18 protein-coding genes and 1 pseudogene are annotated in these 17,033 nt (G+C 69.7%); 6 read left to right on the forward strand and 13 right to left on the reverse strand.

Annotation, left to right across the window (positions count from 1 at the left end; translation table 11 throughout):
* Nucleotides 1–18: 18 nt before the first annotated feature.
* The 7 genes from QFZ76_RS36575 to QFZ76_RS36600 form a co-directional block, all read right to left on the reverse strand.
* Nucleotides 19–558 carry a cysteine dioxygenase gene (locus QFZ76_RS36575; protein WP_307677676.1) on the reverse strand — a complete coding sequence of 180 codons (540 nt, stop codon included), beginning with the start codon at nt 556–558 and terminating at the stop codon, nt 19–21.
* An 82-nt stretch (nt 559–640) separates the two neighbouring features.
* A complete protein-coding gene (locus QFZ76_RS51915) occupies nt 641–826 on the reverse strand; it encodes a putative leader peptide (protein WP_373464400.1) in 186 nt (61 codons plus the stop codon).
* On the reverse strand, nt 810–2,438 hold the full coding sequence (locus QFZ76_RS36580; protein ID WP_307677677.1) for an FAD-dependent monooxygenase: 1,629 nt from the start codon (nt 2,436–2,438) through the stop codon (nt 810–812). The genes QFZ76_RS51915 and QFZ76_RS36580 overlap by 17 nt, the downstream gene beginning before the upstream one ends.
* Before the next feature lie 177 nt (nt 2,439–2,615).
* Nucleotides 2,616–3,536: an amino acid ABC transporter permease gene (locus QFZ76_RS36585; protein ID WP_307677678.1), complete on the reverse strand. Its 921-nt coding sequence runs from the start codon at nt 3,534–3,536 to the stop codon at nt 2,616–2,618.
* The gene (locus QFZ76_RS36590) at nt 3,533–4,201 is read right to left on the reverse strand and encodes an amino acid ABC transporter permease (RefSeq protein ID WP_307677679.1); all 669 of its coding nucleotides are present in this window, start codon (nt 4,199–4,201) and stop codon (nt 3,533–3,535) included. The genes QFZ76_RS36585 and QFZ76_RS36590 overlap by 4 nt, the downstream gene beginning before the upstream one ends.
* A gap of 99 nt (nt 4,202–4,300) precedes the next feature.
* The gene (locus QFZ76_RS36595; protein WP_307677680.1) at nt 4,301–5,149 is read right to left on the reverse strand and encodes a glutamate ABC transporter substrate-binding protein; all 849 of its coding nucleotides are present in this window, start codon (nt 5,147–5,149) and stop codon (nt 4,301–4,303) included.
* An 89-nt stretch (nt 5,150–5,238) separates the two neighbouring features.
* Nucleotides 5,239–6,015, reverse strand: a complete 777-nt coding sequence (locus QFZ76_RS36600; protein ID WP_307677681.1) for an amino acid ABC transporter ATP-binding protein — start codon at nt 6,013–6,015, stop codon at nt 5,239–5,241.
* Nucleotides 6,016–6,303: 288 nt separating this feature from the next.
* On the opposite strand from QFZ76_RS36600, the gene QFZ76_RS36605 reads away from it, so the two are divergent.
* Both QFZ76_RS36605 and QFZ76_RS36610 read left to right on the forward strand, forming a co-directional pair.
* A complete protein-coding gene (locus tag QFZ76_RS36605; protein ID WP_266432976.1) occupies nt 6,304–6,990 on the forward strand; it encodes a response regulator transcription factor in 687 nt (228 codons plus the stop codon).
* 9 nt (nt 6,991–6,999) lie between these two features.
* Nucleotides 7,000–8,391, forward strand: coding sequence for a HAMP domain-containing sensor histidine kinase (locus QFZ76_RS36610; RefSeq protein ID WP_307677682.1), 1,392 nt, complete (start codon nt 7,000–7,002; stop codon nt 8,389–8,391).
* 152 nt (nt 8,392–8,543) lie between these two features.
* On the opposite strand, the gene QFZ76_RS36615 is transcribed toward QFZ76_RS36610, so the two are convergent.
* Entirely contained in the window at nt 8,544–9,533 is a 990-nt protein-coding gene (locus QFZ76_RS36615; protein WP_307677683.1) for a TAXI family TRAP transporter solute-binding subunit, read from the reverse strand.
* Between the two features lie 110 nt (nt 9,534–9,643).
* Here QFZ76_RS36615 and QFZ76_RS36620 point away from each other — a divergent pair, with 110 nt between their 5' ends.
* Entirely contained in the window at nt 9,644–10,048 is a 405-nt protein-coding gene (locus QFZ76_RS36620) for a MazG nucleotide pyrophosphohydrolase domain-containing protein (RefSeq protein ID WP_307677684.1), read from the forward strand.
* An 81-nt stretch (nt 10,049–10,129) separates the two neighbouring features.
* Here QFZ76_RS36620 and QFZ76_RS36625 read toward each other — a convergent pair whose 3' ends face one another.
* Both QFZ76_RS36625 and QFZ76_RS36630 read right to left on the reverse strand, forming a co-directional pair.
* On the reverse strand, nt 10,130–11,365 hold the full coding sequence (locus QFZ76_RS36625) for a cation:proton antiporter (protein ID WP_307677685.1): 1,236 nt from the start codon (nt 11,363–11,365) through the stop codon (nt 10,130–10,132).
* Between the two features lie 4 nt (nt 11,366–11,369).
* Nucleotides 11,370–11,855, reverse strand: a complete 486-nt coding sequence (locus tag QFZ76_RS36630; RefSeq protein ID WP_307677686.1) for a cation:proton antiporter regulatory subunit — start codon at nt 11,853–11,855, stop codon at nt 11,370–11,372.
* A gap of 198 nt (nt 11,856–12,053) precedes the next feature.
* On the opposite strand from QFZ76_RS36630, the gene QFZ76_RS36635 reads away from it, so the two are divergent.
* The 3 genes and pseudogenes from QFZ76_RS36635 to QFZ76_RS36645 all read left to right on the forward strand — a co-directional run.
* Nucleotides 12,054–13,004 (forward strand): sensor histidine kinase, encoded by a 951-nt coding sequence (locus QFZ76_RS36635; protein WP_307677687.1) that lies wholly within the window; start codon nt 12,054–12,056, stop codon nt 13,002–13,004.
* Complete coding sequence (locus QFZ76_RS36640) at nt 13,004–13,675, forward strand: response regulator transcription factor (RefSeq protein ID WP_307677688.1); 672 nt, start codon at nt 13,004–13,006, stop codon at nt 13,673–13,675. Before QFZ76_RS36635 ends, QFZ76_RS36640 begins: the two co-directional genes overlap by 1 nt.
* A gap of 80 nt (nt 13,676–13,755) precedes the next feature.
* Nucleotides 13,756–14,133 (forward strand): annotated as a pseudogene (locus QFZ76_RS36645) (TIM barrel protein); the annotation flags it as partial.
* 32 nt (nt 14,134–14,165) lie between these two features.
* On the opposite strand, the gene QFZ76_RS36650 reads toward QFZ76_RS36645, so the two are convergent.
* From QFZ76_RS36650 to QFZ76_RS36660, 3 genes are all read right to left on the reverse strand, one after another.
* A complete protein-coding gene (locus QFZ76_RS36650; RefSeq protein ID WP_307677689.1) occupies nt 14,166–15,440 on the reverse strand; it encodes a glycosyltransferase in 1,275 nt (424 codons plus the stop codon).
* Nucleotides 15,437–16,075, reverse strand: coding sequence for a tetratricopeptide repeat protein (locus tag QFZ76_RS36655; protein ID WP_307677690.1), 639 nt, complete (start codon nt 16,073–16,075; stop codon nt 15,437–15,439). Before QFZ76_RS36655 ends, QFZ76_RS36650 begins: the two co-directional genes overlap by 4 nt.
* A 144-nt stretch (nt 16,076–16,219) precedes the next feature.
* A complete protein-coding gene (locus QFZ76_RS36660; RefSeq protein WP_307677691.1) occupies nt 16,220–17,023 on the reverse strand; it encodes a hypothetical protein in 804 nt (267 codons plus the stop codon).
* Nucleotides 17,024–17,033 lie beyond the last annotated feature (10 nt).

Here is a 17,033-nt window from a genome sequence, read left to right on the forward strand (position 1 = left end):
CCGGCGTGCCCGCACCGCTCACTGCCAGTCCTCCGGGCGCTCCACCTGCTCCAGGCGCAGGATCGGCCCGCTGCGGCTGTAGCGGCGGATCTGCGGCAGGGGCGGGTAGTAGGCGTGGACGGAGATCGCGTGGTGCTCGGTGGACTCGTTGAGGACCTCGTGGACGTGGTGGCGGCCGAAGGCGCGCCCCTGTCCGGTCGGCAGCCGACGCTCCCGGTCCACGTCCTCGGTCAGTTCCAGCGTCTTCCAGCCGTCGGTGGGCAGCCGGGCGGCGAGCGAGTTCTCCTTGAGCTCACCTGACGCGGTGAGGAAGGCGCCGACCGATTCGGCGTGGTCGTGCCAGCCGGTGCCGGTGCCGGGCGGCCAGCCGATCAACCAGGCCTCGCTGCCGCCCGGCCCTTCCAGCCGCACCCACGTGCGGCCCTCCGGGTCGAGCGGGAGCGAGTCGATCAGCTCGGAGTCGGCGGCCGTACGCCGCACGAATGCGAGGAGGTCCGCCTGCGTGGGCACGGAAACGGCGGAACCGGAGGAGACAACGGGGGAGGGTGAGGCAGACACGGGCACCGTCCTGAAGAGCGTTCGCGTGAAGCGCGCGTCAACGCAGAAGCGGCGCGCGCCAAGAGTGAGGTGAAATGCGAATTCAGCAGGACGGGCGACACATGCAGCCCGCATAGCGGACCAGGTCCACATGGACCTTCCGCCACAGGTGCACACAGGTGTCGGTCACGATCCGGAGTACACCATGGCGGTGCGGGGCGGTCAACTCACTGTCACTATGTGGACGCTCGGTGACAGTGAGCACAAACAGGTCAACGGGAGCCGGCACCCGCCCCGGCTTCCGCTCCCGCCCGCGCGGGCCCGCCCAGCGCCGCCTCGGCCGCCGCGTACAGGTCGGCCGGCCGGACCCCGGTCAGCGCTGTGACGAGGTGACCGTCGGGCCGTACGAGAAGGACGGTGTGCGGGGCCGCGCCCGGGTACTCCTCGGCGACCAGCAGCTCGGCGGTGTGCGGCAGCGCGGTCACCGCCGCCGCGAGGCGGGGCATGATCCCGGCGGTCACCCAGTGCTTGCGTTCCCACACGCCGGTGCCCGGCGCGATCAGCAGGACGAGCAGTGCGCCGCGACCGAGGCGGTCCCGCAGTCGTACGAAGGAGCCGTCCTCGGCCGTCACCCGCACATCGGTGACCGGTGCGCCGGGCGCCGTGTCGACGAGGGCCTCTCCTTCGAGGTGCCGGGGCGCGAGCGGCGAGTCGGCGTACGCCCCCGGCGCACCGAGCGGGCCGCGCCCCAAGTGACCGTCCGTGAGCAGTGCGTCGTGGCCGCGAGCCGAGCCGGGAACGTACCCGCGCAGGCCCCCGCCCCCGCGCAGCAGCGGCAGTGCCTGGTCGGCGGCGCGCAGCCGGCCGGCGACGACCGCGCGCCGCTCCGCCTGGTAGCTGTCGAGCAGCGCCTCGTGCGGCCCGTGATGCCAGGCCAGCGCCAGCTTCCAAGCGAGGTTGTCGGCGTCCTCGAGCCCCTCGTCGAGGCCCTGCGTGCCGAGCGCGCCGAGCAGGTGCGCCGCGTCCCCGGCGAGGAAGACCCGGCCGGCGCGCCAGCGGCGGGCCAGCCGGTGGTGGACGATGTGGACACCGGTGTCGAGGAGTTCGTACGGCGGTGTCGAGCCGCCCATCCAGCCGGCCAGGGTCTCCCGGACGCGGGCCACCAGCAGTTCCGGCGTGACCAGGTCCTTGCCGGGCGGCAGCAGCCAGCCGAGGCGCCAGACCCCGTCCGGCAGGGGGCGGCCGGTGATCTCGCCGGCCGAGGGGCCGGTCGTACGCCAGGGCGGCATCCGGTGGAGCAACGCCTGGTCGGGCCAGGGGAGTTCGGTGCGCACGGCGGCCACGGCGTGCCGCTCCACCGCCGTACGGCCCGGGAAGCGGATGTCCTGGAGTTTGCGCACCGTCGAGCGCGGGCCGTCGCAGGCGACCAGGTAACTGCCACGCCACCAGGTGCCCTTGGGGCCGCGGGTGTGAACCGTGACGCCGGATGGTTCCTGCTCGATGCCGTCGAGGCGGCTTTCCACAGCGATCTTGACGAGGCGCTCGCCGGCGAGGGCGGCGCGCAGGGCGCCGGTCAGCACGTGCTGGGCGATGTGCAGGGGAGCGGGACCGGCATCGCCCTCGGCGTCGGTGTCGTCCCCGAACGTGACCTCGCGCATCACCTGCTTGCGCCGCATGGACCGCCATCCGGCCCAGTGGACGCCGACGTCCGCAAGGGGGATGCCGGTCAGCCGCTCCATCAGCGCAGCCGTGTCCTCGCGCAGCACGACCGTGCGCGCGAGGCGGGGTTCGTCCTTGCCCGGGCCCTCGTCCAGGACCACGGACGGCACCTCCTGGCGGGCCAGAGCCAGGGCGAGCGTCAGCCCGACGGGCCCCGCACCGACGATGATCACCGGGTCCACGGCGCGGCGCCCCCTGCCCGCAGCGGTGTCCCGAGAGACGTAGGTGAACAGGAAGTTGGGGCAGGGTGCACGATCACAGAACGTATGCAACCCATTGCCGAAGCTTGCGTCAAGTGACGGAGGGCAGTGGCGATCACGCCACTGCCCTCCGCGTTGTTCAGGTCACCTGACTGGTTGTCAGGTGAGGCCTCCGCCGCCACCGGTGTTTTCGCCGGTCCCGTAGGTACCTCGCACGGCGGCGGGGTTGACCTCCACCGTGTCCTCGCCGAGGACCGCGCCCGTGCTCTTCTTGCTGCGCCGCAGCCTGCCCTCGAGCCAGCTCGCGAAGCTGGTGAGCATGAAGTTCAGCACGATGTACATGGCCGCCACCACGATGAAGCTGGGGATGACGGTGGCGTAGACGGCCGCCAGCGTCTGGCGCGAGTTGAGCAGCTCGGTGAAGCCCAGCATCGCACCGCCGAGCGCGGTGTCCTTCACGATGACGACGAGCTGGCTGACGATGGCCGGCAGCATGGCGGTCACGGCCTGGGGCAGCAGGACGTTGGTCATCGTCTGGCCCTTGCGCAGACCGACCGCCATGGCGGCCTCCGTCTGTCCCCTGGGCAGGGAGAGGATGCCGGCCCGCACGATCTCGGCGAGCACGGACGCGTTGTAGAGCACCAGACCGGTGACGACCGCGTACATGGGCCGCTGTTCGCTGCTGATGTCCGTGGAGCGGACGTAGAACTCGTTGGCGAACAGCATCAGCAGCAGGACGGGGATCGCCCGGAAGAACTCGACCACCGTGCCGGCCGTGCCCCGCACCCACCGGTGGTCCGAGAGGCGCGCGATGCCGAAGAACGCGCCCAGCGGCAGGGCGATCACCATGGCGAGCGCCGCGGCCTTCAGCGTGTCGGCGAGGCCCGGCAGCAGATACGTCGTCCAGGCCTCCGACTGGGTGAACGGCTTCCACAGGGCCCACTTCAGCTGGCCCTTGTCGTCCATCGTCTGCCAGATCCACCACAGGAGCAGGGCCAGGAGAACGAAGAAGACGACGGAGAAGAGCACATTGCGCCGTTTGGCGCGAGGGCCGGGAGCGTCGTAGAGAACGGAGGTCATCGCTTCACCGCCAGTCGCTTGCTCAGCCAGCCGAGGATGAGGCCGGTGGGCAGGGTCAGTACCACGAACCCGAGGGCGAACACCGCACCGATGGCCAGCGTCTGTGCCTCGTTCTCGATCATTTCCTTCATCAGCAGGGCGGCTTCCGCCACGCCGATCGCGGCCGCCACGGTGGTGTTCTTGGTCAGCGCGATCAGCACGTTGGCCAGCGGTCCGATGACCGAACGGAAGGCCTGGGGCAGGATGATGTGCCCCAGGATCTGGCTGAAGGTCAGGCCGATGGCGCGTGCCGCCTCGGCCTGACCGACGGGCACCGTGTTGATGCCGGACCGGATCGCCTCGCAGACGAACGCGGCGGTGTAGACGACGAAGCCGAGGACGGCCAGCCGGAAGCTCTGCGTGTCGAAGTCGTCGGCGGCGCCCATCGTCATGCCGAAGACGTCGGAGAGGCCGAGCGAGGCGAAGACGATGATGACGGTCAGCGGGATGTTCCGGACGATGTTCACATAGGCCGTGCCGAACCCGCGCATGAGCGGGACCGGGCTGACCCGCATGGCGGCGAGCAGAGTGCCCCAGATCAGGGAACCGACGGCGGAGAGGATGGTGAGTTTCACCGTCATCCAGAACGCCCCTAGGACGTCGTAACCTTCAAGAAAGTCGAACACGATCTCCCGCGCTTCCGGGTGTGTGGCGTATGTGGACGTCGCGGCGCGCCGCCGCCGTGATCGCGTGGACGGCGGCGCGCCGGTGGAATCCCTGTGGCGCTACTTGACGATGTCGCCGATCTTCGGCGCGGGCTCGTTCTTGTAGTTGGCCGGACCGAAGTTCTCCTTGACCGCGGTGTCCCATGCGCCGTCGCTGACCATCTTCTCCAGGGCGGTGTTGATCTTGTCCACGGTCGCGGTGTCGCCCTTCTTGACGCCGATGCCGTAGTTCTCGTTGCTCAGCTTGAGGCCGGCCAGCTTGAACTGACCCTTGTACTGCTCCTGCGCGGCGAAGCCCGCGAGGATCGAGTCGTCCGTGGTCACCGCGTCCACAACGCCGCTCTGCAGGCCGGCGATGCACTCCGAGTAGCCGCCGTACTGCTTCAGCTGGGCTTTCGGGGCGATCTCGTCCTTGACGTTCTGCGCCGAGGTCGAGCCGGTCACGGAACACAGCTTGTTGCCGTTGAGATCCGTGGCCTTGGTGATGTCCGAGTCGGCCTTGACCAGCAGGTCCTGGTGGGCCAGCAGGTACGGCCCGGCGAAGTCGACCTTCTGCGCGCGCTCGTCGTTGATCGAGTACGTGGCCGCGATGAACTTGACGTCGCCGCGGGCGAGCGCGTTCTCGCGGTCCGCGCTCTTGGTCTCGACGAACTCGATCTGGTCGGGCTCGTAGCCGAGCTCCTTGGCCACGTACGTGGCCACGTCGACGTCGAAACCGGAGAAGGAGCCGTCGGGCTCCTTCAGGCCGAGACCCGGCTGGTCGTACTTGATGCCGACCTTGATCTTGTCGCCGCCACCGGAACCCGAGCCGGTGTCGCCGCTGTCGTTGTCGTCGCCTCCACATGCGGTCGCGGTCAGAGCGAGGACGAGCGCGGTGGCCGCCGCGGCGGAGGCCTTGCGGAGCTTCATGGTGAACATCCTTTGTGTGGTGAGGAGAATGCCGACGTTGCGGGTGACACCGCACTCAGTGATCCGGGCGTGTCACGGGTGCGGCTGCGTCAGTGGTGCAGGATCTTCGACAGGAAGTCCTTGGCACGGTCGCTGCGCGGGTTGCTGAAGAACTGGTCCGGCACAGCTTCTTCGACGATCCGGCCGTCCGCCATGAACACCACCCGGTTCGCGGCCGAACGGGCGAACCCCATCTCGTGGGTGACGACGATCATGGTCATGCCGTCCCGGGCCAGCTGCTGCATGACCTCCAGAACCTCGTTGATCATCTCCGGGTCGAGCGCCGACGTGGGCTCGTCGAAGAGCATGACCTTGGGGTCCATGGCCAGGGCGCGCGCGATGGCGACACGCTGCTGCTGGCCGCCGGAGAGCTGTGCGGGGTACTTGTCGGCCTGGTTGGCGACGCCGACCCGGTCAAGCAGGCCCCGGGCCTTCTCCTCGGCCTGCTTCTTGTCCATCTTGCGGACCTTGAGCTGGCCCAGCATGACGTTCTCGAGCACCGTCTTGTGCGCGAACAGGTTGAAGGACTGGAAGACCATTCCCACGTCGGCACGCAACCGGGCCAGAGCCTTGCCCTCCTGGGGCAGCGGCTTGCCGTCGATGGCGATCGTGCCGGAGTCGATCGTCTCCAGGCGGTTGATGGCGCGGCACAGGGTGGACTTTCCGGACCCGGAGGGTCCGATGACCACGACAACCTCGCCGCGGGCGATCGTCAGATCGATGTCCTGGAGAACGTGCAACGCGCCGAAATGCTTGTTGACGCTCTTCAGGACGACCAGATCTCCGGTCGCGGCCACATCTTCCTTGGCCACCGATACTTCGGTCATCGCTCTAAGGCTCCGTCCTCCTCGGTTTCGGAGGACAGTAGTAACCACTCGCGACCAGCGTCATTACATCTGAGGGGAATCTGAGGATCACGATCCGATAGCAATCGGACACGTGTCGTAGCACTTGCGAGCTGGGCGCGTATCGGCCGGGTAACGGAAGCAGCGCGCAACCGGAACCCTCTTGACGCCGTCCTCTTCCATCAGCGTGACTGCCATGTGCGCACGCGCGCGTGCACACGTCTTTGTACACATCTTGATCGTACGTCGGATGAACCGAAGGGGGCCCGGATGAGACTGCTCCTCGTCGAGGACGACAACCATGTGGCAGCCGCCCTGTCCGCGGTCCTCGCGCGGCACGGTTTCGACGTCACCCATGCCCGCAGCGGCGAGGAGGCCCTGCAGGCACTCGTCCCGGAAGGCGCCGGCTTCGGCGTCGTCCTTCTCGACCTGGGGCTGCCCGACCAGGACGGCTACGAGGTCTGCGGCAAGATCCGCAAGCGCACCAGCATCCCGGTGATCATGGTCACCGCGCGCTCCGACGTCCGCTCCCGCATCCACGGTCTCAACCTCGGCGCCGACGACTACGTGGTGAAGCCGTACGACACCGGTGAGCTGCTCGCCCGCATCCACGCCGTCGCCCGGCGCACCGTCCACGAGGACGCGCCGGGGGCGAGCGAGACCGCGTTGCGTCTTGGCCCGGTGCACATCGAACTGCCCACCCGACAGGTCAGCGTGGACGGTTCGGTCGTCCAGCTGACCCGCAAGGAGTTCGATCTGCTCGCCCTGCTGGCCCAGCGCCCCGGCGTGGTCTTCCGCCGGGAACAGATCATCAGCGAGGTGTGGCGGACCAGCTGGGAGGGGACCGGCCGGACCCTGGAGGTGCACGTGGCGTCACTGCGCGCCAAGCTGCGCATGCCCGCCCTGATCGAAACCGTACGCGGCGTGGGCTACCGGCTCGTCGCCCCGGGCGCGTAGCGGGGCCGGGTGCGCACACGTCTGCTCCCGCTGCTCATCATCCTGATGGCGGCCGTGCTGCTCGCTCTGGGCATCCCGCTCGCCGTCAGCGTGGCCGCGGCCCAGCAGCAGAAGGTGGTCGTCGACCGGATCGACGACACGGCACGTTTCGCGGCCCTCGCCCAGTACGTCACCGACCCGCCCGGCGAGTCGAACGAGCGCAAGGACACGCTGGGCATCGAGCTCACGAGCTACTACGACGTCTACGACATCCGGGCGGGCGTCTTCTACCGCAACGACACACCCATGGCCAAGGCGCCGTCGACCTTCTTCCTCCCCAAGGAGGGCGAGGTCCGTGAGGCGTTCGACGAGGCGCTGCTCAGTCGGCGCAGCCACGACCCGAAGCAGGTGTGGCCCTGGCAGCGCAACCGCCTGGTCGTCGCCTCGCCGGTGATCCGGGACGGCGACGTCGTCGCGGTCGTCGTCACCGACTCGCCCACCGGGCAGATGCGGTCGCGGATCCTGCACGGCTGGCTGGTCATCGGCACGGGCGAGTTCGCCGCGATGCTGCTGGCGGTGGGCGCCGCGCTACGGCTCACGGGCTGGGTCCTCAGGCCCGTACGCGTCCTCGACGCCACCACGCACGCGATCGCGAGCGGGGCCCTGAAGTCCCGGGTCGCGGCCGCCGGCGGGCCGCCGGAACTCAGACGCCTGGCCCGGTCGTTCAACGAGATGGCGGACAACGTCGAGGACGTTCTGGAGCAGCAGCGCGCCTTCGTCGCGGACGCCTCCCACCAGCTCCGCAACCCCCTCGCGGCGCTGCTGCTGCGCATCGAACTGCTCGCTTTCGAACTCCCGGAGGGCAACCAGGAGATCGCCTCCGTCCAGGCCGAGGGCAAGCGTCTGGCGCACGTCCTGGACGACCTGCTCGACCTGGCCCTGGCCGAGCACGCCGAGGCGGACCTCAAGGTCACCGACATCGGTGCCCTGACCGCCGAGCGCGTCGCGGCCTGGACACCGACCGCCGAGGCCAAGGGCGTACGGCTGGCGGGCAGCTGCCCGCCCACCACCGCCTGGGCCGACCCGGTCACCCTCTCCAGCGCCCTGGACGCGGTGATCGACAACGCGGTGAAGTTCACGCCGAAGGACGAGACCGTCGAGGTCACGGTCGCCTCCGACGGCGGCACCTCCACCATCGTGGTCACCGACAACGGCCCCGGTCTGACCGGCGAGGAACTCGCCCGCGTCGGCGACCGCTTCTGGCGCAGCGGCCGCCATCAGAACGTCAAGGGCTCCGGCCTCGGCCTGTCCATCTCCCGCGCCCTGCTCGCCGCGGGCGGTGGCTCGATCACCTTCGACCACCACGAGCCGCACGGACTGACTGTGACGGTACGGGTGCCGCGGTCGGGTCCGGCTGCGTGAGGTTCGGTACGGCGGGGTACGGCAGGTGGCTGGAGCACGCTGCGCCGTGCGGGCACGCGCGCCCGGTTTCGTGGTGATGCTTCCTGCGACGGCCCAAGAGACGTTCGTACGGCATCCGCGTGATGTGTCGTACGCCGCGCGCGGGGTGTCGGCTACGGCTTGACCGAGCGGTAGTAACGCCTGGCGCCATCGTGCAGGGCCAGCGGGTCCGTGTAGATCGCCGTGCGTACGTCGACCAGCTGGGCGGAGTGGACGTGGGCGCCGATGCCGTCCCGGCTCTTGAGCACCGTCCGCGTCACCCACTCGGTGAGCCTCGGGTCCATGTCCTTGCGTGTCATCAACAGGTTGGACACCGCGATCGTCGCCACCGTGGACCCGTTCTGCACCACCGGATAGGCCGACTCCGGCATGTTCGTGGCGCGGTAGTAGCGGGACGCGCCACCCTGGTCGTGCAGCTCGGCGACGATGTCGGTGCCGATCGGCACGAACCGGAAGGCGTAGTCGGCGGACAACCTCTCCAGCCCGGCCGTCGGCAGCCCGCCCGACCAGAAGAACGCGTCGATCTCGCCCCGCTTGAGCCGGTCCGGGCCGGTGTCGATCCCGTCGGCCATGGGCGTGATGTCCTTCTTGGCGTCGATGTGGGCCGCCTTGAGCACACGGTTGGCGATCAGCCGCACGCCCGAGTGGGGCAGCCCTATGGCCACGCGCTTGCCCTTCAGGTCCGCGACGGACCTGACGTCCGAGTCGCGCGGGACGACGAGCTGTACGTAGTCGTCGTACAGGCGGGCGACACCACGCAGCCGGTCGGCTCCGGGACCCGCGTACGTCTGCACCGCGTCGGCCGCCGCGATCGTGAAGTCGGCCTTGCCGGTCGCCACGCGCGCGACGTTCTCCTGCGAGCCGTCACTGGTCAGCAGCCGCACGTTCAGGTTCGGCATGTCCTTGTCGAGCTCGGCGCGCAGCCGCCGCCCGTACTCCTGGTAGACGCCGGCCTTCGTCCCCGTGCTGAACGTGATCGTCCCGCTCGGCGGCGCATCGCCCAGGGGCAGCAGCCACCACAGCAGCAGCCCGAACGCGACGAACCCGGCGGCCGCGCCCTGCAGGACCCGGCGCCTGCCGATACGGGGGAACACTCTGGACATGCGGGCGATCCTGCCAGCCGGGGCGCGGTGCTGACCAGGGCCGGCGGTGCCGAAGGGGCGCCCTCGGGTTCAGCGAGGGCGTTGTCCGAGGCGGTCGATAGAGTCGGTGCATGAGTTCCTCGCCCCTCGACCTGGTCCGTGAATTCCATCTCGCCGTCGGGCTCGCCGTCCGCAGTACGCCCGCCGAGGTCTCGCCCGAACTGGCCGCCCACCGCGGTGAACTGCTCGCCGAGGAGGCCGCGGAGGTCGCCGAGGTCTCCGTCACCGGCCCGCTCGACCGGCTCGCACACGAACTCGCCGATGTCGTCTACGTCGCGTACGGCACGGCCCTCGTCCACGGCATCGACCTCGACGCGGTGATAGCCGAGATCCACCGCTCCAACATGACCAAGCGCGGCCCCGACGGCCGCATCGACCGCCGGGCCGACGGCAAGGTCCTCAAGGGCGACCACTACGAGGCACCGGACGTGGCGGGGGTGCTGCGCCGGCAGGGATGGGTGCCGGGCGGGGAGTGAGGGTTCAGTGGGCGACCTTTCGACGTCGGCCTCTGTCGCCCGTCAACTCACCAGGGCACCAGCCCGCACGCGGCTGACGGCTCAGTCCCCGCCCACCGAAGCCCCCGCCTCCGCCTCGGCTGCCTCCCGCGACGATGCCTCCCGGGTTTCCCGGCGGCCTTCGGCGCGGCGGGTCCACCAGGACGCCAGGGGCTCCGTATAACGGGCGGTGAGAGGGCCGAGGACGACCAGGATGAGGACGTACGCCGTGGCCAGCGGGCCGAGGGACGGTTCGATGCCGGCGCTCACGGCCAGTCCCGCGATGACGATCGAGAACTCGCCGCGTGCCACCAGCGCGCCGCCGGTGCGCCAGCGGCCCTTGACGGAGATTCCGGCCCGCCGGGCCGCCCAGTACCCGGTGGCGATCTTCGTCGCGGCGGTGAGGACCGCCAGGGCGAGGGCGGGCAGGAGTACGGGCGGGATGCTGGCCGGGTCTGTGTGGAGCCCGAAGAAGACGAAGAAGACGGCGGCGAACAGGTCCCGCAAGGGGCTCAGCAGGGTGTGCGCACCCTCCGCGACCTCCCCGGACAGCGCGATGCCGACCAGGAACGCGCCCACCGCGGCGGACACCTGGAGCTGCTGGGCGATACCCGCCACCAGGATCGTCAGGCCCAGCACGACCAGCAGCAGCTTCTCCGGGTCGTCGCTGGAGACGAACCGGGAGATCAGCCGGCCGTAGCGCACCGCCACGAACAGGACGAGCCCCGCCGCGCCCAGCGCGACCGCCAGGGTCACGCTCCCGGCCAGCAGCCCGGCGCCGGCCACCAGCGCGGTGACGATGGGCAGGTACACGGCCATCGCCAGGTCCTCGAGGACGAGGACGCTGAGGATCACCGGCGTCTCCCGGTTGCCCACCCGGCCCAGGTCGCCGAGGACCTTCGCGATCACGCCGGACGACGAGATCCAGGTGACGCCGGCCAGCACCACCGCGGCCACCGGACCCCAGCCCATCAACAGCGCCGCGGCCGCGCCCGGCAGCGCGTTGAGCGCGCAGTCGACGAGACCGGACGGGTAATGGGACTTGAGGTTGGTGATCAGATCGCCGGCCGTGTACTCCAGGCCGAGCATCAACAGCAGCAGAATGACGCCGATCTCGGCGCCGGTCGCGACGAACTCCTCGCTCGCCCCGAGCGGCAGCAGCCCGCCCTCGCCGAAGGCCAGTCCGGCGAGCAGGTACAGCGGGATGGGGGAGAGCCGGAAGCGGGCGGCGAACCGGCCCAGCAGGCCGAGGGCGAGGATGATGGAACCGAACTCGATCAACAGGACCGCGGAATGCACCGGTTCACTCCCGGCCGAGTATCGTCGCGGCGGCGTCGACGCCCTCACGGGTGCCGATCACGATGAGGGTGTCCCCGCCGACGAGCCGGAAGTCCGGCGCCGGCGAGGGAATCGCCTCCGCTCGCCGCAGCACCGCCACGACGGACGCGCCTGTCTCGGTCCTCATCCGGGTCTCGCCCAGCACCCGCCCGTTCCACCGCGAACCCGCGGCAACCTCGATGCGCTCGGCGACCAGCCCCAGGTCAGAGGTGTAGAGCAGGCTCGCACTGTGGTGGGACGGCTTGAGCGCGTCGATCAGCGCGCCCGCCTCGGAACCGCTCAGGCGCAGTGACTGGGCGCAGGAGTCGGGGTCGTCGGCCCGGTACACGCTCACCGTGCGGGCACCGTCGCGGTGCGCCACCACGGACAGATGGCGGTCTTCCCGGGTGACGAGGTCGTACTGGACCCCGATACCCGGCAGCGGCGTCGCCCTCAGGCGTGGAGCAGACACGTTTCTTCCCCTTGCTCGTCGGTGCTTCGATGATCGCGGTTGCCAACTCCGCATGCTCCCACTGGCCCGTACGGTGACGACATGGGTGTCGTCACGGATATACGAGGACGAAGGCGCGCGGCGAGGCTGGCTGCGACGGTGCGGCGCGCGGGTACCCGTGCGCCGCACGCGAAGACGGGAAGGAGCGAGAACGGGACCGTGTCGTTGTTCTGGCGGATCTTCTCGCTCAACGCTGTCGGTCTGATCGCGGCCGCCGCACTGCTGCTGGGCCCGGTCACCGTGTCCACCCCCGTCCTGCCGGGCGAGGCGCTCGCGGTCGTGGTGGGCCTCGCCGCACTGCTGGCCGCCAACGCGCTGGTGCTGCGCATCGGACTCGCCCCGCTCCAGCGGCTGGGCCGGGCCATGGCGACGGCCGACCTGCTGCGCCCGGGAGCCCGTGCCCCCGTCGCCGGGCCCGCGGAGACGGCCGCGCTCATCACGACGTACAACACGATGCTCGACCGGCTGGAGGCCGAACGCGCCGCCGGCGCCGCCCGCGCGCTCTCCGCCCAGGAACGCGAACGCCACCGCATCGCCCGCGAACTCCACGACGAGGTCGGCCAGACCCTGACCGCGGTCCTCCTCCAGCTCAAGCGCGTCGCCGACCGGGTGCCGGACGAGTTGCGCGAGGAGGTGGGCCAGGCGCAGGAGGCCACCCGGGCCGGCCTCGACGAGATCCGCCGCATCGCCCGCCGGCTGCGCCCCGGCGTCCTGGAGGAGCTCGGGCTGCCGAGCGCCCTGCGCTCCCTCGCGGCCGAGTTCACCACGCACGGACTGACCGTGCGCCACCACGTCCCCGGCGATCTGCCCCGGCTGACCGAGGAGTCCGAACTCGTGGTCTACCGCATCGCCCAGGAGGGACTCACCAACACCGCACGGCACGCCGCCGCCGACCGTGCGGAGGTGCGGCTGAGCCCGGTCAGGGGCGGCGTCGAACTCCTCGTACGCGACGACGGCAAGGGCCTGGGCGGGGCACCGGAGGGCTCCGGCATCAGCGGCATGCGCGAACGTGCCCTCCTCATAGGCGCCGCGTTGTCCCTGGAACCCGCCCCGGGGCGGGGCACGGACATACGGCTGCGGATTCCGGCCGCGACCACGGAGCGCCGCTGATGGCGCCCCGACCGCCGCTGAAGACCCCGATCCGCGTCCTGCTCGCCGACGACCACACCCTCGTACGGAGAGGCGTGCGTCTCATCCTCGAGAATGAGCCGGACCTCACTGTCGTGGCCGAGGCCGGCGACGGGGCGGAGGCGGTCGAACTGGCACGCGCGCGTGACGTCGATCTGGCGGTCCTCGATGTCGCGATGCCCCGGATGACCGGCCTCCAGGCGGCCCGCGAACTCTCCCGCCGCCTGCCGGACCTGCGCATCCTCATCCTCACGATGTACGACAACGAGCAGTACTTCTTCGAGGCCCTCAAGGCAGGCGCCGGAGGCTACGTCCTGAAGTCCGTCGCCGACCGCGACCTCGTCGAGGCGTGCCGAGCGGCCGTACGGGACGAGCCGTTCATCTACCCGGGCGCGGAACGGGCCCTCGTCCGCTCCTACCTCGACCGCCTCCATCGGGGCGACGGCCTGCCCGAGCGGGCCATCACCGAGCGCGAGGAGGAGATCCTCAAGCTCGTCGCCGAGGGCCACACCTCGAAGGAGATCGGCGAACTCCTCTTCATCAGCGCCAAGACGGTCGAACGCCACCGCGCGAACCTGCTCCAGAAGCTCGGCATGCGCGACCGCCTGGAACTGACCCGGTACGCGATCCGGGCGGGCCTGATCGATCCGTGAGCCCCGCGGGCCCGGCTTCTGACCTGCTGTGATCCGGCGGGCTGGGGCCGGAGAGAGGGGGCGGCGCTTCACGGCCGCACCTCCTGGAGACCCACGACTGCCACCGCACCGGCGCCGACGCGATCCGGCCGCCGCCGCCGCGTCGGCCCCCTCTGGGAAGTCATGCACACCTGGCTCGGCGGCGAACAGCCCTCGTCGACCTACGTCGCGCTCTCCTCGTTCCTCGGTTACGTCCAGGTCAAGGACATCGCATCCGCCGACGACACGACCCCGCTGCCGCTGGGCTCGGGCGTCCTCCCCCTCACGGAGTGCGTGGACCTTGCTCTCCCGCGAGGGCTGGGACGGCTGGCTGTGCTGGGAGTACGAGAAGCGGTGGTACGAGCAGGCCCCGCCGATCGAGGGGGTTGCTGGGTGCGGGCCGGGAGCACCTGGGAAGGTTGCTGAACGAGTCCGCGTAGGGCACTCACACACTCGTCAGCCCCTCAAGGCATCACACGAGGAGTGGACCACCGCACCGTTCGGCGCCTTCCTTCACGGCGATCAAATTGGCCTGCACATAGGAGATGTGGTTCCTGGAGTGCCAGTCGGTCGGGTAGTAGGTGACCAACCGTGAACGGTGGAACCGGGCCCGGATCTCGGGTACGAAAGCGCGATACTGGTTGTCGGTGTAGTACCAGAACGAGTTCTCGTTGTAGTAGGCGACATGCGTCGGGTCCTGGTACGCGCCCCGGCCGTCCGAGCTGGGAGTCTGGGTGAGGAGCATGCCGCCCGGTGCCAGCAGGCGGTACAGCTCGTTGATCAGTGGAATCTTTGCGGGCACGTGCTCCAGGAAGTCCACTGCCCGGAGCAGGCCGACCGAGTCGTCAGGGAGGTCCAGTGGCTCGGGCAGCCTCGCGACGATGTCGACGCCGTCTCGTGGGTACTGGTCCACGCCCAGGTAGCCGGGTGGCTTGCGGTGTGCGGCGCCGAGGTCCAGCGCGAGCAGTCCGCGTCGTTTGGTCCAGGCGAGGGCGTTGGCCTCAATGTATTTGTCGTACAGGGCTACCGTCTCGCGCTGGATGTGCGCGTTGATCTCGGTGTCGCGCTGGGTGTTGTGGGGGTGCATCCGCTGCAGATACAGGCACCTGGGGATCCGGTGGAAGTCACCCGCCTGGAAGAGACGGCACATCAGGTCCTGGTCGTCCAGCACGGTGCGCGTGGCGTCATACCCGCCGACCTGCTCGTAGGTGTCCTTGCGGAACGCCCGCACGTGATTGGGGGCGTACCAGATGTACGACACGTTGTGCGGCGTCGGCGCCATGGAGACGGCCTGCAAGAGCTGGCGGCCGTCGACATCGACCTCCTCGTACTGCCAGCCGTGCGCCTCGTTGAACCGCGTGTCGTCCCGGCTTCCGTCCTCGGTGATCTGAGCGGTGTGGCTGTAGACGAAGACGACGTCGGGTCGCTCGTCGAAGGCGTTCGCCAGTTCTGCCAGGCAGTCCTTCGCCAGCAGGTCGTCGTGGTCGAGCTCGACGAGGATCTCTCCGCGTGCCAGTTCGCAGGCGCGGCGCTTGGCCGCTCCCACCCCTTGGATGTGGTCCGCCACCTCTACCCGGACACGGTCGTCGGGCTGTTCGGGCCGCCATCGCGTGCCGTTGTTGAGGAGCACGATCCACTCCCAGTCGGAGCGGGTCTGCGCCTGCAGCGTGGTGAGGCATTCGTCCAGGAAACGCGATCGGTGGCTGGGAGTGAAGACAGAGAATTTCGGGGTTGGGGAAGACGTCATCTGCTGGTACCTGCCTGAGTGCCTGTCGGTGCTGCGGTCGTGGAATCGCGGAACTGTTCCGGGACGAACGGTTGGAGTGACGGGTCGGCGCGGACGGCGAAGCCGAAGGCGTCCTCGGCCTCGCCGTCACGGCCCTTCTTCGCCAGCGCCTGTCCAAGGTGCAGATAGGCCGTGGCAGCTCGTGAGTCGGCGTCCACGATGCGCTTCAGGAGAGCGATCGCCTGGTCGGGGTCGCTCGACTCGAGCAGGATCGCCTTGTTGTACAGGGCCGATTCGAAATCCGGATCGATCTTCAGGGCGTTGTCGTAAGCCGCGCGCGCGTCAGCCGTCCTGTGATCGTCCTGGGCGATGACACCGAGGTTGTACCAGGCGAGTTTGTTGGCGGGATCCAGGTCCAGGGCTCGTCTGAAGCTACTCGTCGCCCCTGAAATGTCCTTGTCCTCGCCCTGCCTGATGCCTGCTTGGAGCAGTTCCTCCGTCTTCGGGACGAGCTTGGCCGCCGGTCCTGTGGGCTTGGTTCCAGCCGTAGGCGGGGTCTTGAAGTCCGCTGTGGGAAGTTGCGCCCACCCGGTCACCACCTGGGCGACCACGACTGTGGCGACGATTGCGGTCCATAGTCCCATCCGCTTTTTCACGGGTTCTACCTCATCGATCCGGCAACGCGACTGAGTCGGCCGAAAAGGACAAGCGCGGGTATATGTGTCGTCCCCCAGGGACGACACTCCGTGTACCCACCCGTGAACGCCCGTCGGCCCAGCGAGGCTCGCGATCTCGGGGGCTCACGGCGCGCATACCGCGTAGACGGTGACTGTGCGCGGGTCGTCGGAGACGGCCTGCCAGCCAGTCGCCGGAGAGCCGCCGACAGGACGGCTGATGAGCATCTCGTTGGTGAGGGAAGCCGCGGCCTGGAAACCGCCACCGATGGCGAAACTGCCGGCGGGGCACAAGGCCGTGGCGCTGCCTGTGCCGCTGGTAGCCGTGACAACCGTGCTCTGCGACCCGGGGCTTGCGCCTTGGAAGCCCTGGGTGCCTTGGGGGCCGGTGTCGCCCTGGAAGCCTTGGGTGCCTTGGAAGCCTTGGGTGCCGGTGGTGCCCTGGGTGCCCTGGAAGCCTTGGAAGCCCTGGGTGCCCTGAGCGCCGGTGTCGCCCTGGTTCCCTTGCGCGCCCGTGTTGCCCTGGAAGCCCTGGGTGCCTTGGGTGCCGGTGTCGCCCTGGGTGCCTTGGAAGCCCTGGGTGCCCTGAGCGCCGGTGTCGCCTTGGAACCCCTGCGCGCCCTGAGCACCGGTGTCGCCCTGGTTCCCTTGCGCACCCGTGTTGCCCTGGAACCCCTGGGTGCCCTGGAAGCCCTGGGTGCCTTGGGTGCCGGTGTCGCCCTGGGTGCCTTGCGGGCCGGTGTCGCCCTGGGTGCCGGTGTCGCCTTGGAACCCCTGCGCGCCCTGAGCACCGGTGTCGCCCTGGTTCCCTTGCGCACCCGTGTTGCCCTGGAAACCCTGACTGCCCTGAGCACCCGTCTCGCCCCTGAGGTCCTTGCGCGCCGGTGTCGCCTTGAGGTCCTTGCGCACCCTGCGGACCTTGAGGCTCACAGGGGCGGAG

Source organism: Streptomyces sp. V4I2, assembly GCF_030817655.1.
Taxonomy (GTDB): Bacteria; Actinomycetota; Actinomycetes; order Streptomycetales; family Streptomycetaceae; genus Streptomyces; species Streptomyces plumbiresistens.